Source organism: Caulobacter sp. 73W (assembly GCF_041021955.1).
Taxonomy (GTDB): Bacteria; Pseudomonadota; Alphaproteobacteria; order Caulobacterales; family Caulobacteraceae; genus Caulobacter.
Map to the genome: position 1 here is coordinate 2462810 of NZ_CP158375.1, position 15106 is coordinate 2477915.

The window sequence follows — 15106 nt, forward strand, 5'->3', positions numbered from 1 at the left end:
TTCTCCCGGGAGGGGGTTGAATAAGTGGACACGAGTGTCCACTTGTCGGCTCATGACACGCCCCCTCCGCCAGGACGCCGCCCGACGTCGCGCCGATATTCTCGAAGCGGCGCGGACGGTCTTCGCGGAATCGGGCCTTGAAGCGCCACTCGATCTGATCGCCGAACGGGCGGGGGTAGGGCGCGCCACCCTCTATCGTAACTTCGCAGACCGCTACGTGCTGGCCCTGGCGGTGTTCGCCGACCAGCTGGACCAGTTGGCCCAGCGGACCCTCGCACGGGGGGACGACCCGCAGGCCTTTTTCGCCTTCATCAACGACCTGGCCGATCTGCAGGTGCGCAACGCCGGGCTGGCGGCGGCCCTGCGCGCGCCAAGCTCGGCGGAGATGCTGGCTCAGGTGCGCCGGACACTGGTCGAGGCTGGCGGTCCGCCGCTTGCTCGCGCCCAGGCCGCCGGGCTGGTTCGCCCAGACCTTGGGCCGGAAGACATCCGCGCCATCGCCCTCATGCTCAGTTCCGCCGCTAATGCGGTCGGAACAGATCCCCAGGCGATGAGCCAAAGGGCCCGCATGATCGTTCTGGAAGGGTTGAGGACCCGTCCATGAGCCGCGGACATCATCTTCCCTGGTCGGAATACTTCGCGACGCTGCAGCCGCACGAAAGGCCGCAGTTTCCCGGCTCCCCCGCCACGCCCGATCACCCCCCGGCCCGGCGCCTGGCCTATGCGGCCACGGGCGTCCTGGTCGCCATCACCGGCAGCCTCGGCAATGCGGTGGTCACCGCCAACCTGCCGCAACTGGCCGGCGCGCTGGGCGCGACGACGACCGAGGCGGCCTGGCTGCCGGTCATCTTCGTCATGACCAACGCCTGCATGAACCTGCTGCTGATCAAGTTCCGCATGCAGTACGGCCTGCAGCTCTTCACGAAGATGATCCTAGGCGTCTTCGTCCTGGTCAGCCTCGGCAACCTGTTCATCAGCAGCTTCACCTCGGCGTTGGTCCTGCGCGCCGTGGCGGGCATGTGCGCCGCCGGCATGTCGACCCTGGGGTTCCTCTATCTAATCCAGAGTTTCCCGGCCGCGCACCGGCTGAAGGGTCTGATCATCGGCATCGGCCTGAGCAGCTTCGCCCTGCCTCTGGCCCGCATCTTCTCCAGTCACCTGCTCGACCTGGACCAATGGCGGGCCATGCACATGTTCGAATTGGGCCTGGCCCTGGCGTCGCTGGCGGCGGTGTTCGCGTTGCGCCTGCCGCCGTCGGAACGCCTGAAGGCCTATGACCGGCTCGACTTCGTGACCTTCGCCCTGTTCGCGCCGGGCGTCGCCATGCTGTGCGCCGTGCTCGGCCTTGGCCGCATTGTCTGGTGGACGGAGGCGGCGTGGATCGGCTGGGCCCTGGCCGCGTCGATGATCCTGCTGTCCGCCGCTTTGATCATCGAGTTCAACCGCAAGCATCCGCTGATCAACCTGCATTGGATGGCCAGCGGCGACATCATCCGGCTGGTGCTGGCGATCCTGCTGGTCCGCATCGTGCTGTCCGAACAGACCTCAGGCGCGGTAGGGTTCCTGCAGCAGGTGGGGCTTGGGCCGGATCAGATGCACGGCCTGTTCTGGGTGATCCTGGCGGCCATGGTCGCCGGCACCCTGACCAGCGCTTTCACGCTCAACATGACCAAGCTGAACAAGCCGATCGCCATCGCGCTGGGCCTGATCGCGCTCGGCGCCTTCATCGACAGCCACGCCACCGTGCTGACGCGGCCGCACAACCTGTTCCTCACCCAGAGCCTGCTGGCCTTCGCCTCGGCCTTCTTCATCGGCCCGGCCCTGCTGATCGGCATCTCCCAGGTGATGGCCAAGGGGCCGCAGACCCTGGTCAGCTTCATCGTCCTGTTCTCCATCGCCCAGAACGTCGGCGGCCTGGCGGGCGGCGCTATCGTCGGCACCGTCCAGGTCCTGCGCGAAAAGTTCCACTCCAGCCAATTGACCGAGACGGTCAGCCTGGGGGACCCGGAAGTGGTGCTGCGTCTGCAGCAGCTGTCCGGCGCCTATGGCCGCGTGATCGTCGATCCCGCAGCCCGCAATCTTGAAGGGATGAAGCTGCTCAGCCAGCAGATCGCCCAGCAAGCCAACGTGCTCGCCTACAACGATGTCTTCCTGCTGATCGCCGTCGCGGCGGCCACAGGATCGCTGTGGGTCACCCTCGTACATCTGCGCTCGCGCATCGCCGCCCGCCGCGCCGCCGCCATGGCGGCGGCCGAAGCCGCGACCGACTGACGGAAAAGACCCATGACCCATACGCCTGTCTCTCCCGCTCCGCCCCGCCGCAACGTGCTGTGGACCATCGTCCTCGCCGCCGTCGGCCTGCTGGGCGCGATCCTCATCCTCTACGCGTGGAAGCTGCCGCCGTTCTCCGGGGCGGTGCAGACCACGGACAACGCCTATGTCCGAGGGCAGGTGACGGTGATCAGCCCGCAGGTCACCGGCTACGTCACATCCGTCCCGGTGCAGGACTTCCAGACCGTGACCGAGGGCCAGCTGCTGGCGACCATCGACGACCGCATCTATCGCCAGCGCCTGCAGCAGGCGGAGGCGGCCCTGCACGCCGCCCAGGCCAATCTCGCCAATTCCGCCCAGGCCCAGTCCACCGCGCGGGGCGGGGTCGCACAAAGCACGGCGGGCGTCGCCGGCGCCGAGGCCCAACTGGTGCGCGCCCGCGCCGACGCCAAGCGGTCGCAGACCCTGTTCGAAGGCGGTTGGGTGGCGCAGGCCCAGGTCGACATCACCCGCGCCGCCCTGCGCGCCGCCGAGGCCCAGGTCGCCCAGGCGCGCGCCCAGCAATCCATCGCCGGGACCGGCGTCGCCACCGCGGTGGTCAATCGCGCCGCCCTTCAGGCCGCTGTGGAGAATGCCGCCGCCCAGGTCTCGCTCGCCCGGATCGACCTTCAGAACACCCGCATCACCGCGCCGCGCGCGGGCAAGCTGGGCGAGATCAGCGTCCGTCAAGGACAGCAGGTCGCCGTCGCCACCCAGCTGATGGCGCTGGTCCCCGACCGCGTCTGGGTCACCGCCAACCTCAAGGAAACCCAGATGAAGAAGGTGCGGGTCGGCCAGTCCGCGGACCTGGCGGTCGATGCGCTCGGTTCAACGTTGCATGGCCATGTGGAGCGCATCGCGCCGGCCACCGGGTCTGAGTTCAGCGTCATCCGCCCAGACAACGCCACGGGAAACTTCACCAAGGTCGCCCAGCGCCTGCCGGTCCGGATCGCCCTTGATCCGGGGCAAGCCGGTCTCGACCGCCTGAGCCCCGGCATGTCGGTGACGGCGCGGATCAATACCGGCGGTTGATAGGGAACTTACGGTATTGTCCGACGGTTGAGCGTGTGGAAGTTTTGCGACAGCGAACTCTTTTCGCGAGTGCGAAAAGGTGGTTAGCTGAACCTTAATGAAGGCGGAGGCTCGGATGATGAGCGCGACCCTGAACGCGTACGACGCGACTGAAGTTCGGCTGGCCCATGTCGAGGACGAGGCGCGCCTGTCGCAGTTCATCCAGGGTTTCCTCTCCGAGAACGGCTATCCCTTCATAATGGTCCACGCCGATGGCGCGGGCGGCCGCAAGGTGATGTTCGAGGACGCCGCCCTCAGCCGCCGCTTCAACGTCCTGTGGCGCCGCGCCTCACGCCATTCCTGAACACGCGCATCGTTAGGCCTTTTTGACGCTATGGCGTTAGAAGGAGCCCATGGCGATCCAGACCTCTTCTGACCTGCCCTTCCTGAACCCGTACCGGCACGGCTTCGTGCGGACGGCGACCTGCGTGCCCAAGGTGCGCCTGGCCGACCCGGCGGCGAACGCCCGGTCGATCCTGGAGCTGGTGAAGAAGGGTCAGGAGCAGGGCGTCGCCCTGATGGCCTTCCCCGAGCTTGGCCTCACCGGCTACTCCATCGATGACCTGCATCATCAAGACGTCCTGCTGGAAGCGGTGGAGGAGGCTCTGGCCGAACTGGCCAAGGCGAGCGACACCCTGTCGCCGATCTTCGTGGTGGGCGCGCCGCTGCGCGATGGGCCGCGCCTGTTCAACTGCGCCATAGCCATCGGCGGCGGCCGCATCCTGGGCGCGATCCCCAAGAGCTTCCTGCCCAACTATCGCGAGTTCTACGAGAAGCGCTGGTTCTCTAGCGGCGCCGGCGTCGCCGATCAGACCTTGACCATCGCGGGGCACGACATCCCGTTCGGCGCGGACCTGGTCTTCAAGGTCGAAGGTGTTCAGCCATTCACCTTCCACGCCGAGATCTGCGAGGACTTCTGGACACCGTCTCCGCCCAGCACGGCCGCCGCCCTGGCGGGCGCGGAGATCCTGCTCAATCTATCGGCCTCCAGCGTTGTCATCGGCAAGTCGGAGACCCGGCGGCTGCTCTGCGCCTCTCAGTCCGCGCGCTGCCTGGCCGCTTATGTGTACGCGGCGGCCGGAGCGGGGGAGTCCTCCACAGACCTGGCTTGGGACGGCCACGGCGACATCTGGGAGCTGGGAGCGCTGCTCGCCCAGACCGAGCGGTTCGCCACCAAGGCCGATCTGGCGGTCGCCGACATCGATGTCGCGCGCATCCGGCAGGAGCGTTTCCGGCAGGGCAGTTTCGGCGACGCCGCCGAAGCCGCGCAACACTACTTCCGCCAAGTCGGCGCACGGTTCGAGCCCCCGGCAGGCGAGATGGCCTTGGCGCGGCAGGTTGAGCGGTTCCCCTTCACCCCATCCGATCCCGCCAAGCTGCGGGAGAACTGCTACGAGGCTTACAACATCCAGGTCCAGGGGCTCGCCCGGCGGATCGAGGCCTCGGGCCTCAAAAAGCTGGTCATCGGCATTTCAGGCGGACTGGATTCCACCCAGGCGCTGATCGTGGCGGCCAAGGCCATGGATCAGCTGGGGCTGCCGCGCACCAATATCCTCGGCTTCACCATGCCCGGCTTCGCCACCAGCGACCGCACCAAGACCAACGCCCACGCCCTGATGCAGGCCTTCGGCGTCACCGCCCAGGAGCTCGACATCCGCCCCGCGGCCAAGCAGATGCTCGCCGACCTCGGCCACCCCTACGCCGAGGGCGAGGCGGTCTATGACGTGACCTTTGAGAACGTGCAGGCTGGCCTGCGCACCGACTACCTGTTCCGTCTAGCCAACCATCACAGCGGTATGGTGGTGGGTACTGGCGACCTGTCGGAACTGGCGCTCGGCTGGTGCACCTACGGCGTCGGCGACCACATGAGCCACTACAACCCCAACAGCGGGGCGCCCAAGACCCTCATCCAGCACCTGATCCGCTTCGTCGCCCAATCCGGCGACGTGGATGCGGCCACGGCCGACCTGCTGGAGGATATCCTGGGCACCGAGATCTCGCCGGAGCTGGTGCCGGGCGAGAAGACGCAGTCGACGGAGAGCTTCGTTGGCCCCTACGCCCTGCAGGACTTCAATCTCTACTACCTGTCACGGTTCGGCATGGCGCCATCTAAGATCGCGTACCTGGCCCTGAACGCCTGGGGCGACGCGGCCAAGGGCGGCTGGCCGGCCAATACGCCGCCAGCGTCGCGCATCGCCTACGACCTGCCGACCATCAAGGGCTGGCTGGAGCTGTTCCTCAAGCGGTTCTTCGCCAATCAGTTCAAGCGCTCGGCCGTGCCGAACGGGCCCAAGATCGCCTCGGGGGGCGCGCTGTCGCCACGTGGCGACTGGCGGATGCCGTCGGACGCCCCGGCCGATCTATGGCTGGCTGAATTGAAGGCGAACGTCCCAGTCTGAGATCGGAATGTCGGCATTCCGACTTCCCAAGGCCAAGCTTTAGTTTAAACGCAAGTCCCGCTGGGAACGGCGAGGCTGCCGGCGCGTTCGGCAAGCCTGTTCGGGAGGCTGTGTATTCCATGTCGCTTTATCCGGTGATCCTCTGCGGCGGCTCTGGCACGCGTCTATGGCCGGCGTCGCGTCCTGACCGTCCCAAGCAGTTCCTCAAGCTGATCGGCGAGAGTTCTTCGTACCAGGAAACCCTCAAGCGCCTGCGCGAGATGCCGGGCGCCGAGGAGCCGGTGATCGTCACCGGCCGCAGCATGCTGGAGCAGGTGCTTCGCCAGGCCGCCGAGATCGGCGTGCGTGTGACCGTGCTGGTCGAGCCCGAGGCCCGCGACAGCGGTCCGGCCATCGCCGCCGCAGCCGCCTATATCCAGACCCTGGCGCCGAAGGGCGTCATGCTGATGTTGGCCGCCGACCACCACATCGCCGAATCCGAGATTTTCCAGCAGGCCGCAACGGTCGCCGCCAAGGCGGCCGGCGACGGCCACATCGTCACCTTCGGCGTCGAGCCCACCGATCCCGCCACGGGCTACGGCTACATCCGCCCCGGCGCTCAGTTGGAGAACGGCGTGCAGCGCGTGGACGCCTTCGTCGAGAAGCCGGACCGCAAGACCGCTGAGAAGTACCTGACCGAAGGCTATCTGTGGAACAGCGGCAACTTCGCCTTCCGCGCCGACGTGCTGATGGAGGAGATGGCCGAGTTCGAACCGACCATCGCCCAGGCGGCCCGCGAGTCCGTGGATTGGGCCCGCCGCGACGGCCAGGCCCTGTGGCTGGACCGCGACGCCTTCGCCGGCGCGGCCAAGAAGTCGGTGGACTTCGCGGTCATGGAGCGCACCCGCAAGGCCGCCGTGGCCCCGGCCGGGTTCACCTGGTCGGACCTGGGCGCCTGGGACGCCATCTGGGACGCCTCGCCCCGCGACGAGGCCGGCAACAGCGCCAGCGGCGACGTGCAGCTGATCCGCACCGAGGGCGTGCTCGTGCGCTCGAACGGCCCATTCGTGGGGGTGATCGGCGTCACGGACCTGCTGATCGTCGCCGAGCCGGACGCGGTGCTGGTCTGCCGTCGGGACGACGCCCAGAGCGTCAAGACCCTGGTCGACAAGCTCAAGGAAGGCGGCCGGCACATCGCCCAGCGCCACGTGGTCAGCGCCAGCGGCGGGGTCGCCAAACAGCCGGTGACCAAGGAGAACGGGGCCGAGGTCGAGATCTGGCGTCTTGAGGACAAGGCCGCCGCCGTTCTTCCCGCCGGCACCGTTCAGGTGCTGGCCGGCAAGATCGAGGGAGAGCCCAAGCGCCACAAGAGCGGCGACCGCTTCGACCTCGACGGTCCGATGAGCGTGCGCGCCAAGGGCGGCGCGACACTGCTGGTCACCCGCTGGCTGTAGCCGCTACGACCATGGGTCAGCTGGAGCGGCAGTAGCCTTCCTGGTTGGCGATCACGATCACGCAGTCCTCGCGGTCCTGCAGATACTTGAAGCCGGTCTCCGTACCCGCGCCGAAACGGATGCTCTCGGGCGCGCCGCGGCGTTCGAAGCGGATCACGTCGCCATCCAGCCGCCCCACATAGTCGGCCTGGGTGTCGAGGTTGTCCTTCAGGGTCATGGCGACCGTGCCCGGCTGATCACCGGCCTTGATGTCCAGGAACAGTCCTTCCGGACCATTCCAACGCCCTAGCCAGCGGCTGGCGTCCCCGACCGGCGGCGGGGTGATCGGCGCCGCGACGGGGGGCTCCGAAGGGGCCGGGGCCGCGGCGGTCTGCGCTTTCTCTTCGGCGGGCTGACCACAGGCGGCGGCCGTCAGGGCCACGGCTGCGACGACGATGCTTCTCATGGGGGCCTCAGGCGACGTGTTGAAGGATGGCGACAGCGGCTAGCGCGAACAGCGAGACCGTCGTGAAATCGGCCACCGCGTCGGACACCCTCTCAGGGTCCAGGCCTAGGTTTTCGATCAGGGTGTTCATGCTCAGGGAAACGTGGTCCGAGGGGGATGGTTCTCCGCCTCGGACCACGTCTCGCCGCGGCTATTGCTGCAGGCGGCGCTTCTCGAGCGCCTTGTAGGCCAGGAACACCGGACCGGACAGGATCAGCGCCGCGGCCACGAAGCCGAGGGCCAGCAGCAACGGATTGCGGCTGAACCACCACAGCACGAAAATCAGCGGCGACAGCGTGCCGCGCCAGAAGATCGGCCCGACGCGGTAGCCCTTTACCCCGTCGGAGGCGTCGGCCGTCAGGTCGCCCTGCACCTTGAAGATGTTGGTCGGCAGGGTCAGGCGGCGCATCGTCGCCGGCAGGGTCGCCGGGTCGGAGGACAGCACGGTCACCACCACGCGCCGGCCCCCATAGGGCGAGCGGAAGCTGGCCAGACCGGCGAAGTCCTGGCCATCCAGCACGCTGTCGGCGCCCTTGCCGCCGAACAGTCGGGTCAGTCCGTCCAGCAGACGCGCGCGACGGACAAGGCCGCCTTCAGTCGGGGTGAACGGGCTTTTGGCGAACAGGCCGGCATGGCTGGCCGCCAGGGCGGTGGAGCCGATCAGCAGCACGTCCTTGTCCTTGAGGACCGCCTCGTCCGAGCTGCGGGTGATCAGCACGCGGGTCGCCGCGACGCCGGTGGATTCCGCCGCCTGGCCGATGATCGAGAACATGGTCTCCAGCTCGCCCGGCGTCGGGTTGGACGACAGCACCACGGCCGTTTCCGACAGGTCGGCCATGCGGGTGAACGGGAAGATCGAGCCGGTGAAATAGGCCAGGTTCGGCAGGCTGCCGAAGTGGGCCGCCCCGCTCAGGTCGATGGTGCTGTCGGGGTCGATGCCGCTGCGCAGGTTGACCGGCAGCTCGCCCTTACAGTTCCCCACGGTGCGCGGGATGATGTTGAAATAGAGGTTCAGCTCGTTCTGGCCGAACAGCATGTAGGACGGCAGATCGACCTTGGCTTCCTTGAAGGTGAAGTAGCCCGGCACGCGGTCGACGAAGACGTCGGCGCGGGTGCTGTCGCGGAAGCTGAGCGATTTGACGTAGGTGCCGTTGAGCGACACGTCGAGGCGCGAGGCCGACAGGTTCAGCCAGTCCCCATCCCCGAACCGGTAGCGCAGCTTCAGCCGAGCCACGTTGGACGGCCACAGGAACAGGTCCGGCGCCGTACGGATCGGCACGATGACCGGCGCGCCCGAGCCGACGATCTGCATGGCGCTTTGATCGGCCAGCTCGCCGAAGCGGACGGGGCGGTCGGTGCGCAGCCAGCGCGGTGCGTCATAGGGCTTTCGCTCGCGCAGGGTGGGCGCGGTGGTCGTCGCGCCGGCGCCGCGCAGGGAGATGGAGCCCAGAGCCAGCGTTCGGCCCGCGGTCAGCAACTGCTCGCGATCCCGGCCCATGACCATCAGCAGGGTGGAGCCGGGCGCCGCGGGGTTCTCGACCAGACGCAGGGTCGGCTCGTTGATCTGGCCGACCGAATAGCCGCCGACCGTCTCGCCCGAGGTGGCGAAGACCACGCCGTTACCGGCGGGAAGAGCCCCGATGGAGACAGGGAAGCGGAAGTGCTGATAGTCGGCCGCCAGGGCGAAGTAGGACGCCACCGCCGCCGCCGACTGCAGCGCCTCGTCGCTGGGCGGGCCGCCGAAGGCGAAGGGCACGTTCAGGCCGCCGGGCAGGCCTTCGAAGAACGGGGCCGGCAGGCGCGCCAGCTCCAGGCGCGGGGCGCCGCGCGTGGTGGTGATGCTGAGGCGCGAGGCGCGGGAGTCGATCTCGGCCCACAGGGAAGGGTGCAGCGGGTTCTCGCAGCCGCGCGTGTAGTGGCCGAGGAAGCGCAGGTTCAGTCGGTTGCGGGGCTTGAACAGGGCCGGATCGACCGGAATGTCTATGGTCATGCCCGAGGCGCCGCTGCCGTCCAGGCGGACCGCGCTGATCACCTCGTCGTTGATGTAGACGACCAGTTGCGACAGGTCCGGCAGCATGGCCGGCGAATGGGTCAGGCGCAGGCGCAGGTTGGCGGCCGTGACCTGCGTGTCGGACGACAGGTTGAACGGGACCGAGAATTCCCCATCGACGCTGATCATCCGCAGCGGGTTCTTCACCTCCAGATCGGCCAGGCTGAAGGACTGGACGTCGGGCGGCAGGGGGGCGTCCACCAGCGGGCCCAGTTGAACCTGGGCCGGCGCATAGGTGGTGGTCACCGGATTGGTGCCCAGCGGCTGCGGGCCGGCCGAAGGAGCGGGGGGCGGCGGGGCCGGAACGGCCTGGGCGGGGGTTCCCGTCGGCGGAGCGGCTTGAGCGGTCGCAGCAGGCGCGGCCGGGCGCGCCGGGGCCGTCGCGGGACGCGTCGCGGCCCCCTGGGACGCCGGCGCCTGGGCCTCGGCGGGAAGCAGGAGGAGAAGGGCGCCCGACAGGCCTAGGGCGATGCTTCTTGCGGCTCTGCGAATCAGCTTCCGGCTCCCCAACTTTGCTGTGCAGCCCTGGCCTACCAGCGAACGGAAGGCGATGCGATGCAAGGTCGCGGCGCCCGCCTGGTTTTGCAAGTTATCGCGTCATCCAGCGACGTGGAGGCTTTTCTCCCAGGAGTTTAACTTCCCCCTGAACCAGGCCGTAGGTCTTCATGGCGAAAAGGCTGATGGGATTGACCGCATGGACCGGCTCGCGCCCGTCCGAGGGGCTGGAGGCCAAGGGCCCGTCCTGGGTCGCGCGATCGACGCAGGTCCACTCCGCCTTGCCCTGATCGGGATGCCCCACCGCGAAATAGCGCTGGACCAGCTTCTTGCCGGGCCCCTCGGTCATGACGGCGATCAGCCAGCCGCCGGTGATGAGGTGATCCTGGTTCAAGCTTCGGTCGCCTTCATCCGGGCGGTCTGTTCCGCTGCGGCCCGCCGGGCTTCCAGCTTGGCGGCGTGACGGGCCTTGGCCTCGGGCGTGGTGACGCCAAGGTGGGTCACGCCCAGCTTGGCGTTATGCTGCATCTGGCGCATGCGCTCGGCGTAGCGTTCTCGCCGTTCCTCGTCCCGCTGGCCATGGCACGCCGGGCAACTGACGCCTTCGACATAGAGCGGCGAGGCGCGATCGGCGGCGCTCAACGGCATGCGGCAGCCGTGGCAAAGGGTGTGTTCGCCGATCTCCAGCCCGTGCTTCACGGCCGTGCGCTGGTCGAAGACGAAGCACTCGCCGCGCCAGGTGCTCCGGCTCGCCGGCACGGTCTCCAGATACTTCAGGATGCCGCCCTTGAGGTGGAAGACCTCCTCCACGCCCTCGGCTTTAAGGAAGGCGGTCGCCTTCTCGCAGCGGATGCCGCCGGTGCAGTACATGGCGACCTTGGGCTTCTTCTCGCCCCAGCCGGCTCGGAAGTCGCGGAACCAGGCGGGGAAGTCGCTGAAGCTGTCGGTCTTCGGATCCACCGCGCCCTCGAAGGTCCCTATGGCGACCTCATAGGCGTTGCGAGTGTCGATCAGCACCACGTCCGGCTGGGCGATCAGGGCGTTCCAGTCGGCGGCGTCCACATAGGTCCCGGCGTCGCGGGCGGCGTCGATCCCAGGCACGCCCAGAGTCACGATCTCCTTCTTCAGCCGAACCTTCATGCGCAGGAAGGGCAGGGTCTCGGCGTAGGAGTCCTTGAAGTCGAGACCGGCGCAGCCCGGCAGGGCGCGGATATGATCCAGCACCGCGTCGATGGCGTCCGGCGTCCCGGCGATGGTGCCGTTGATCCCCTCGTGCGCCAGCAGCAGCGTGCCCTTCACGTCGAGCGAGCAGCACAGCTTGGCCAGCGGCCCACGCAGCGCCTCGAGGTCGTCGAAGGCGGTGAAATGATAGAGGGCGGTCACGCGGACGGGCGCGGGGGAGGTCATGGGCGAGCCCTTATGCCTCCGGGCGTCCAAGGGCAAGAACGGCGGGTCAGCCCGCGCGCGTCTTCACCGCCCGGTCGAACTCCGCGATGGCGAGCACGATGTGATAGAGCGAACTGGCCGGGGCTGGTTCGTCCACGAATGAACCGTCGGGCTGCATGCGGTCGCGATAGAGCCCCGGAACCGGCGTGTCGAAGTACTTCAGCAGGCCCTCCGCACCGGCGCTGGCCATGTCCCACCAGGAATTGTCGCCGGTCAATTCGGCGGCCAGAACGCCGGCCTTGATCCGTTCGGTCTGGGCCCAAAGGCGCGCCGTCAGGTCGTGGGGCGTCATGTCGTCCAGCAGGGAGAAGAAGGCGACGCCGCGCTGCGGATCGACGCCTGGGCCTTCGCCGATGCCGATCATGCGCAGGGCCGCCTCGATGGCGTTGGGATGGGCGGCCAGGCTGCCCCAGCGCATCAGCAGCCAGCCCCATTCGAACTGGTGGCCCGGCTCCAGGATGCGGCCATCCACGCCAGGGGCGGCATGCCAGTCGCCGTCATAATACTCGCGGACGCCGCCGCTCTTTGGGTCGACGAACCGGCTGAGGGCGAGGTTGGCGATCTCGTCGGCCAGGACGCGCCACTGGGCGTCGCCGCCGGCCTCGTCCCATTCCAGGCAGGCCTCGAACAGATGCATGTGCGGGTTGGACAGCAGGGGCGTGACGCGGGGCGAACCCTCCTCGAACCCGGCCACAGGATGCTTGCGTTCGGCGATCAAGGCGTCGCGCAAGGTTACGGCGATGTCCCGCAGGCGCGCTTCTCCGGTCAGGCGATAGGCGACGGCCAGGCCATAGATCGCGAAGGCCTGGTCATAGAGGACCACGCTGTCGTCCAGGGGCTCGCCCTCCGGGCTGACCAGGGTGCGGACAAGGCCGTCAGGGCGAAGGTAGCGGCCCAGGAAGAAGTCGAGACCGTGCGCCACGGCGGCGTCGGCCGGACCGTCCCAGCCCAGGGCCTTGGCGGCGGCGAAGGCGTAGATCTGGCGCGGCTGCACCCGGGCGCGGCGGGGCGCCTCCACCGGCGTGCCGTCCTGGGCGATCTTTTCGTAGAAGCCGCCTCGCATGTGGTCGGCCCCGACCTCCCACCAGATCGGATAGGCGTCGTTCAGCAGCCAGGTCTTCAGCGTGGCGCACAACTTGGCGGCCTTGGCGAAGGCGTCGGACATGGCAGGCACTCCAGCGATCAAGCAACAGGGGTTTTGAGGCGCATCGCCCGGCTGCGCAACGGTCCCGCTTGAGGGGCGGTTCCCGCACGTCTAAAGCCGGATCATGAAAACCACGCTGAAGGCCGTGCTGTTCGACCGTGATGGGGTGCTGAACCTCGACGAAGGGTACACCCACAAGCCCGAGGACCTGGTCTGGACGCCCGGCGCCCGCGCGGCGATCCTTCGTCTGAACGAGGCTGGCCTCAAGGTGATCGTGGTCACCAACCAGTCCGGCGTGGCGCGTGGCCTGTACGACCTGGCCGCCGTCGATCTGTTCCATGAGGAGATGCAGCGACAGCTGGCCGATGACGGCGGCCGGATCGACGCCTTCTACGCCTGCCCCTACCACAAGGACGCGCGGATCGAGGCCTGGCGGCACGACGACCATCCAGACCGCAAGCCCAATCCCGGCATGCTGCTGGCGGCCCTGCGCGATTTTGGCCTGACCGCCGACGAGGCCCTGATGATCGGCGACCGAGGCTCCGACATGGAGGCCGCCCGCCGCGCCGGCATGCCAGGCCACCTCTATGAGGGCGGCGATCTCGACGCCCTGGTGGCGCGGGTCATCGCATGATCCGTATCCTTCAATTCGGCGCGACGGGCCAGGTCGCCCGCTGCATCCTGGCCGCCGCCGAGGGAAGGGCGCAGGTGACGGCCCTGTCGCGGGCCGATTGCGATCTCGCCGATCCTGTCGCCATCGAGGCGGCGATCGCAGCCGCCGACTGCGACCTGATCCTAAACTGCGCCGCCTTCACCGCCGTGGATGCGGCCGAGAGCGATCCACAGGCCGCCATGGCCGTGAACGTGGAGGCGCCGGCCGCCATGGCGCGGGCCTGCGCCGCGCGGGGCCTGCCGCTTGTCCATCTGTCCACCGACTACGTCTTCGACGGCGCCAAGGGCGCGCCCTATGTGGAGACCGACTCCGCGGCTCCCCTGGCCTCGGTCTATGCGCGCTCCAAGCTGGCGGGGGAGGCGGCCGTGCTGGCCTACGCCAAGGGCGTGGTGTTTCGCATCGCCTGGGTGTTCTCGCCCCTCAGCCGCAACTTCGTCACGGTGATGATGCGCCTGGCGCGGGAGCGGGACGAGGTGCGCATCGTCGCCGACCAGACCAGCACTCCAACCAGCGCCGTCGACCTGGCCGATTTCCTGGTCCGCACCACGCCGCGCTGGGCCGCCGCGTCGGCGGGGGACGAGGCGTTCGGCCTGTTCCACTTCGCCAACAGCGGCGTGGCGACCCGCTTCGAACTGGCTTCCGCCGCTATCGCCCGCGATCCGCAGACGCGGGCGCGACTGACGCCCGTGCCGATGACGGCCTTTCCCGAGCCCGCGCCGCGCCCGGCCTATTCGGCGCTCGACACAGGAAAGCTGTCACGGGTTTTCGGCGAACATCCCCGGGCCTGGCGTGAGGCGGTCGCCGAAACCGCTGACGCTCTGGTGGCGAACGGCGCTTTGAACAGCTAAGAGGCAAGCATGCAGATTTTCCTCGACTCCACCGACACCAAGCTGATCGCCGAACTGGCCGAGACGGGCCTCGTGGATGGCGTGACCACCAATCCGACCCTGATCGCCAAGTCGGGCCGCCCGATGCTCGAGGTGATCGCCGAGATCTGCGATCTGGTGCCCGGCCCGATCAGCGCCGAGGTCGCCGCCATCAAGGCCGACGCCATGATCGCCGAGGGCGAAAAGCTTGCGGGCATCGCCCCCAATGTCGTGGTCAAGGTGCCCCTGACCCGTGACGGCCTGATCGCCACTGCGCATTTCAGCCGCCAAGGCATCAAGACCAATGTGACCCTGTGCTTCTCGGCGGTGCAGGCCCTGCTCGCCGCCAAGGCCGGCGCGACTTACATATCGCCCTTCATCGGCCGCCTGGACGACCAGGGCGCCGACGGCATGGGCCTGATCACCGACATCCGGGCGATCTACGACAACTACGACTTCGACACCGAGATCCTCGCCGCCTCGATCCGCACCGTGGGTCACGTGAAGGAGGCCGCGCTCTCGGGCGCCGATTGCGCGACGCTGCCGGCCAACCTGTTCGGCGAGCTGTTCAAGCATCCCCTGACCGACAAGGGCCTTGAGCAGTTCCTCAAGGACTGGGCGGGCACTGGCCAGTCGATCCTTTAGGACCGTCGCCAACCCCAAGGAATTCCAAGGCCGGGCCGCAATGCCCGGCCTTTTTGGCGGGCAGCCTGTCGAAGATTTAATCCACGTTGA

Annotated in this window: 13 protein-coding genes and 1 pseudogene; 9 read left to right on the top strand and 5 right to left on the bottom strand. The window is 68.2% G+C overall.

What is annotated here, in order from left to right; all coding sequences use genetic code 11:
* Positions 1 to 52: 52 nt before the first annotated feature.
* From ABOZ73_RS11555 to ABOZ73_RS11580, 6 genes are all read left to right on the top strand, one after another.
* Entirely contained in the window at positions 53 to 604 is a 552-nt protein-coding gene (locus tag ABOZ73_RS11555) for a TetR/AcrR family transcriptional regulator (protein WP_369058299.1), read from the top strand.
* Complete coding sequence (locus ABOZ73_RS11560; protein WP_369058300.1) at positions 601 to 2271, top strand: MFS transporter; 1671 nt, start codon at positions 601 to 603, stop codon at positions 2269 to 2271. Before ABOZ73_RS11555 ends, ABOZ73_RS11560 begins: the two co-directional genes overlap by 4 nt.
* A gap of 12 nt (positions 2272 to 2283) precedes the next feature.
* The gene (locus tag ABOZ73_RS11565) at positions 2284 to 3342 is read left to right on the top strand and encodes an HlyD family secretion protein (protein ID WP_369058301.1); all 1059 of its coding nucleotides are present in this window, start codon (positions 2284 to 2286) and stop codon (positions 3340 to 3342) included.
* Positions 3343 to 3457: 115 nt separating this feature from the next.
* The gene (locus tag ABOZ73_RS11570; protein WP_369058302.1) at positions 3458 to 3685 is read left to right on the top strand and encodes a hypothetical protein; all 228 of its coding nucleotides are present in this window, start codon (positions 3458 to 3460) and stop codon (positions 3683 to 3685) included.
* A 49-nt stretch (positions 3686 to 3734) separates the two neighbouring features.
* Positions 3735 to 5780 (top strand): NAD(+) synthase, encoded by a 2046-nt coding sequence (locus tag ABOZ73_RS11575; RefSeq protein WP_369058303.1) that lies wholly within the window; start codon positions 3735 to 3737, stop codon positions 5778 to 5780.
* A gap of 119 nt (positions 5781 to 5899) precedes the next feature.
* On the top strand, positions 5900 to 7213 hold the full coding sequence (locus ABOZ73_RS11580; RefSeq protein WP_369058304.1) for a mannose-1-phosphate guanylyltransferase/mannose-6-phosphate isomerase: 1314 nt from the start codon (positions 5900 to 5902) through the stop codon (positions 7211 to 7213).
* A gap of 16 nt (positions 7214 to 7229) precedes the next feature.
* On the opposite strand, the gene ABOZ73_RS11585 is transcribed toward ABOZ73_RS11580, so the two are convergent.
* The 5 genes and pseudogenes from ABOZ73_RS11585 to ABOZ73_RS11605 form a co-directional block, all read right to left on the bottom strand.
* A complete protein-coding gene (locus ABOZ73_RS11585; protein WP_369058305.1) occupies positions 7230 to 7658 on the bottom strand; it encodes a hypothetical protein in 429 nt (142 codons plus the stop codon).
* A gap of 190 nt (positions 7659 to 7848) precedes the next feature.
* The gene (gene bcsB / locus ABOZ73_RS11590; protein WP_369058306.1) at positions 7849 to 9993 is read right to left on the bottom strand and encodes a cellulose biosynthesis cyclic di-GMP-binding regulatory protein BcsB; all 2145 of its coding nucleotides are present in this window, start codon (positions 9991 to 9993) and stop codon (positions 7849 to 7851) included.
* 343 nt (positions 9994 to 10336) lie between these two features.
* Positions 10337 to 10636 (bottom strand): hypothetical protein, encoded by a 300-nt coding sequence (locus ABOZ73_RS11595; protein ID WP_369058307.1) that lies wholly within the window; start codon positions 10634 to 10636, stop codon positions 10337 to 10339.
* A gap of 83 nt (positions 10637 to 10719) precedes the next feature.
* Positions 10720 to 11649, bottom strand: a pseudogene (locus ABOZ73_RS11600) (rhodanese-related sulfurtransferase); the annotation flags it as partial.
* A gap of 46 nt (positions 11650 to 11695) precedes the next feature.
* Positions 11696 to 12853: an AGE family epimerase/isomerase gene (locus ABOZ73_RS11605; RefSeq protein WP_369058308.1), complete on the bottom strand. Its 1158-nt coding sequence runs from the start codon at positions 12851 to 12853 to the stop codon at positions 11696 to 11698.
* Positions 12854 to 12956: 103 nt separating this feature from the next.
* Here ABOZ73_RS11605 and ABOZ73_RS11610 point away from each other — a divergent pair, with 103 nt between their 5' ends.
* The 3 genes from ABOZ73_RS11610 to fsa are packed head-to-tail and all read left to right on the top strand — an operon-like array spanning position 12957 to position 15016.
* Positions 12957 to 13466, top strand: a complete 510-nt coding sequence (locus ABOZ73_RS11610) for an HAD family hydrolase (protein WP_369058309.1) — start codon at positions 12957 to 12959, stop codon at positions 13464 to 13466.
* Positions 13463 to 14353 (top strand): dTDP-4-dehydrorhamnose reductase, encoded by an 891-nt coding sequence (gene rfbD, locus ABOZ73_RS11615; protein WP_369058310.1) that lies wholly within the window; start codon positions 13463 to 13465, stop codon positions 14351 to 14353. Before ABOZ73_RS11610 ends, rfbD begins: the two co-directional genes overlap by 4 nt.
* A gap of 9 nt (positions 14354 to 14362) precedes the next feature.
* Positions 14363 to 15016, top strand: a complete 654-nt coding sequence (gene fsa, locus ABOZ73_RS11620; protein ID WP_369058311.1) for a fructose-6-phosphate aldolase — start codon at positions 14363 to 14365, stop codon at positions 15014 to 15016.
* The last annotated feature ends 90 nt before the right edge of the window (positions 15017 to 15106 follow it).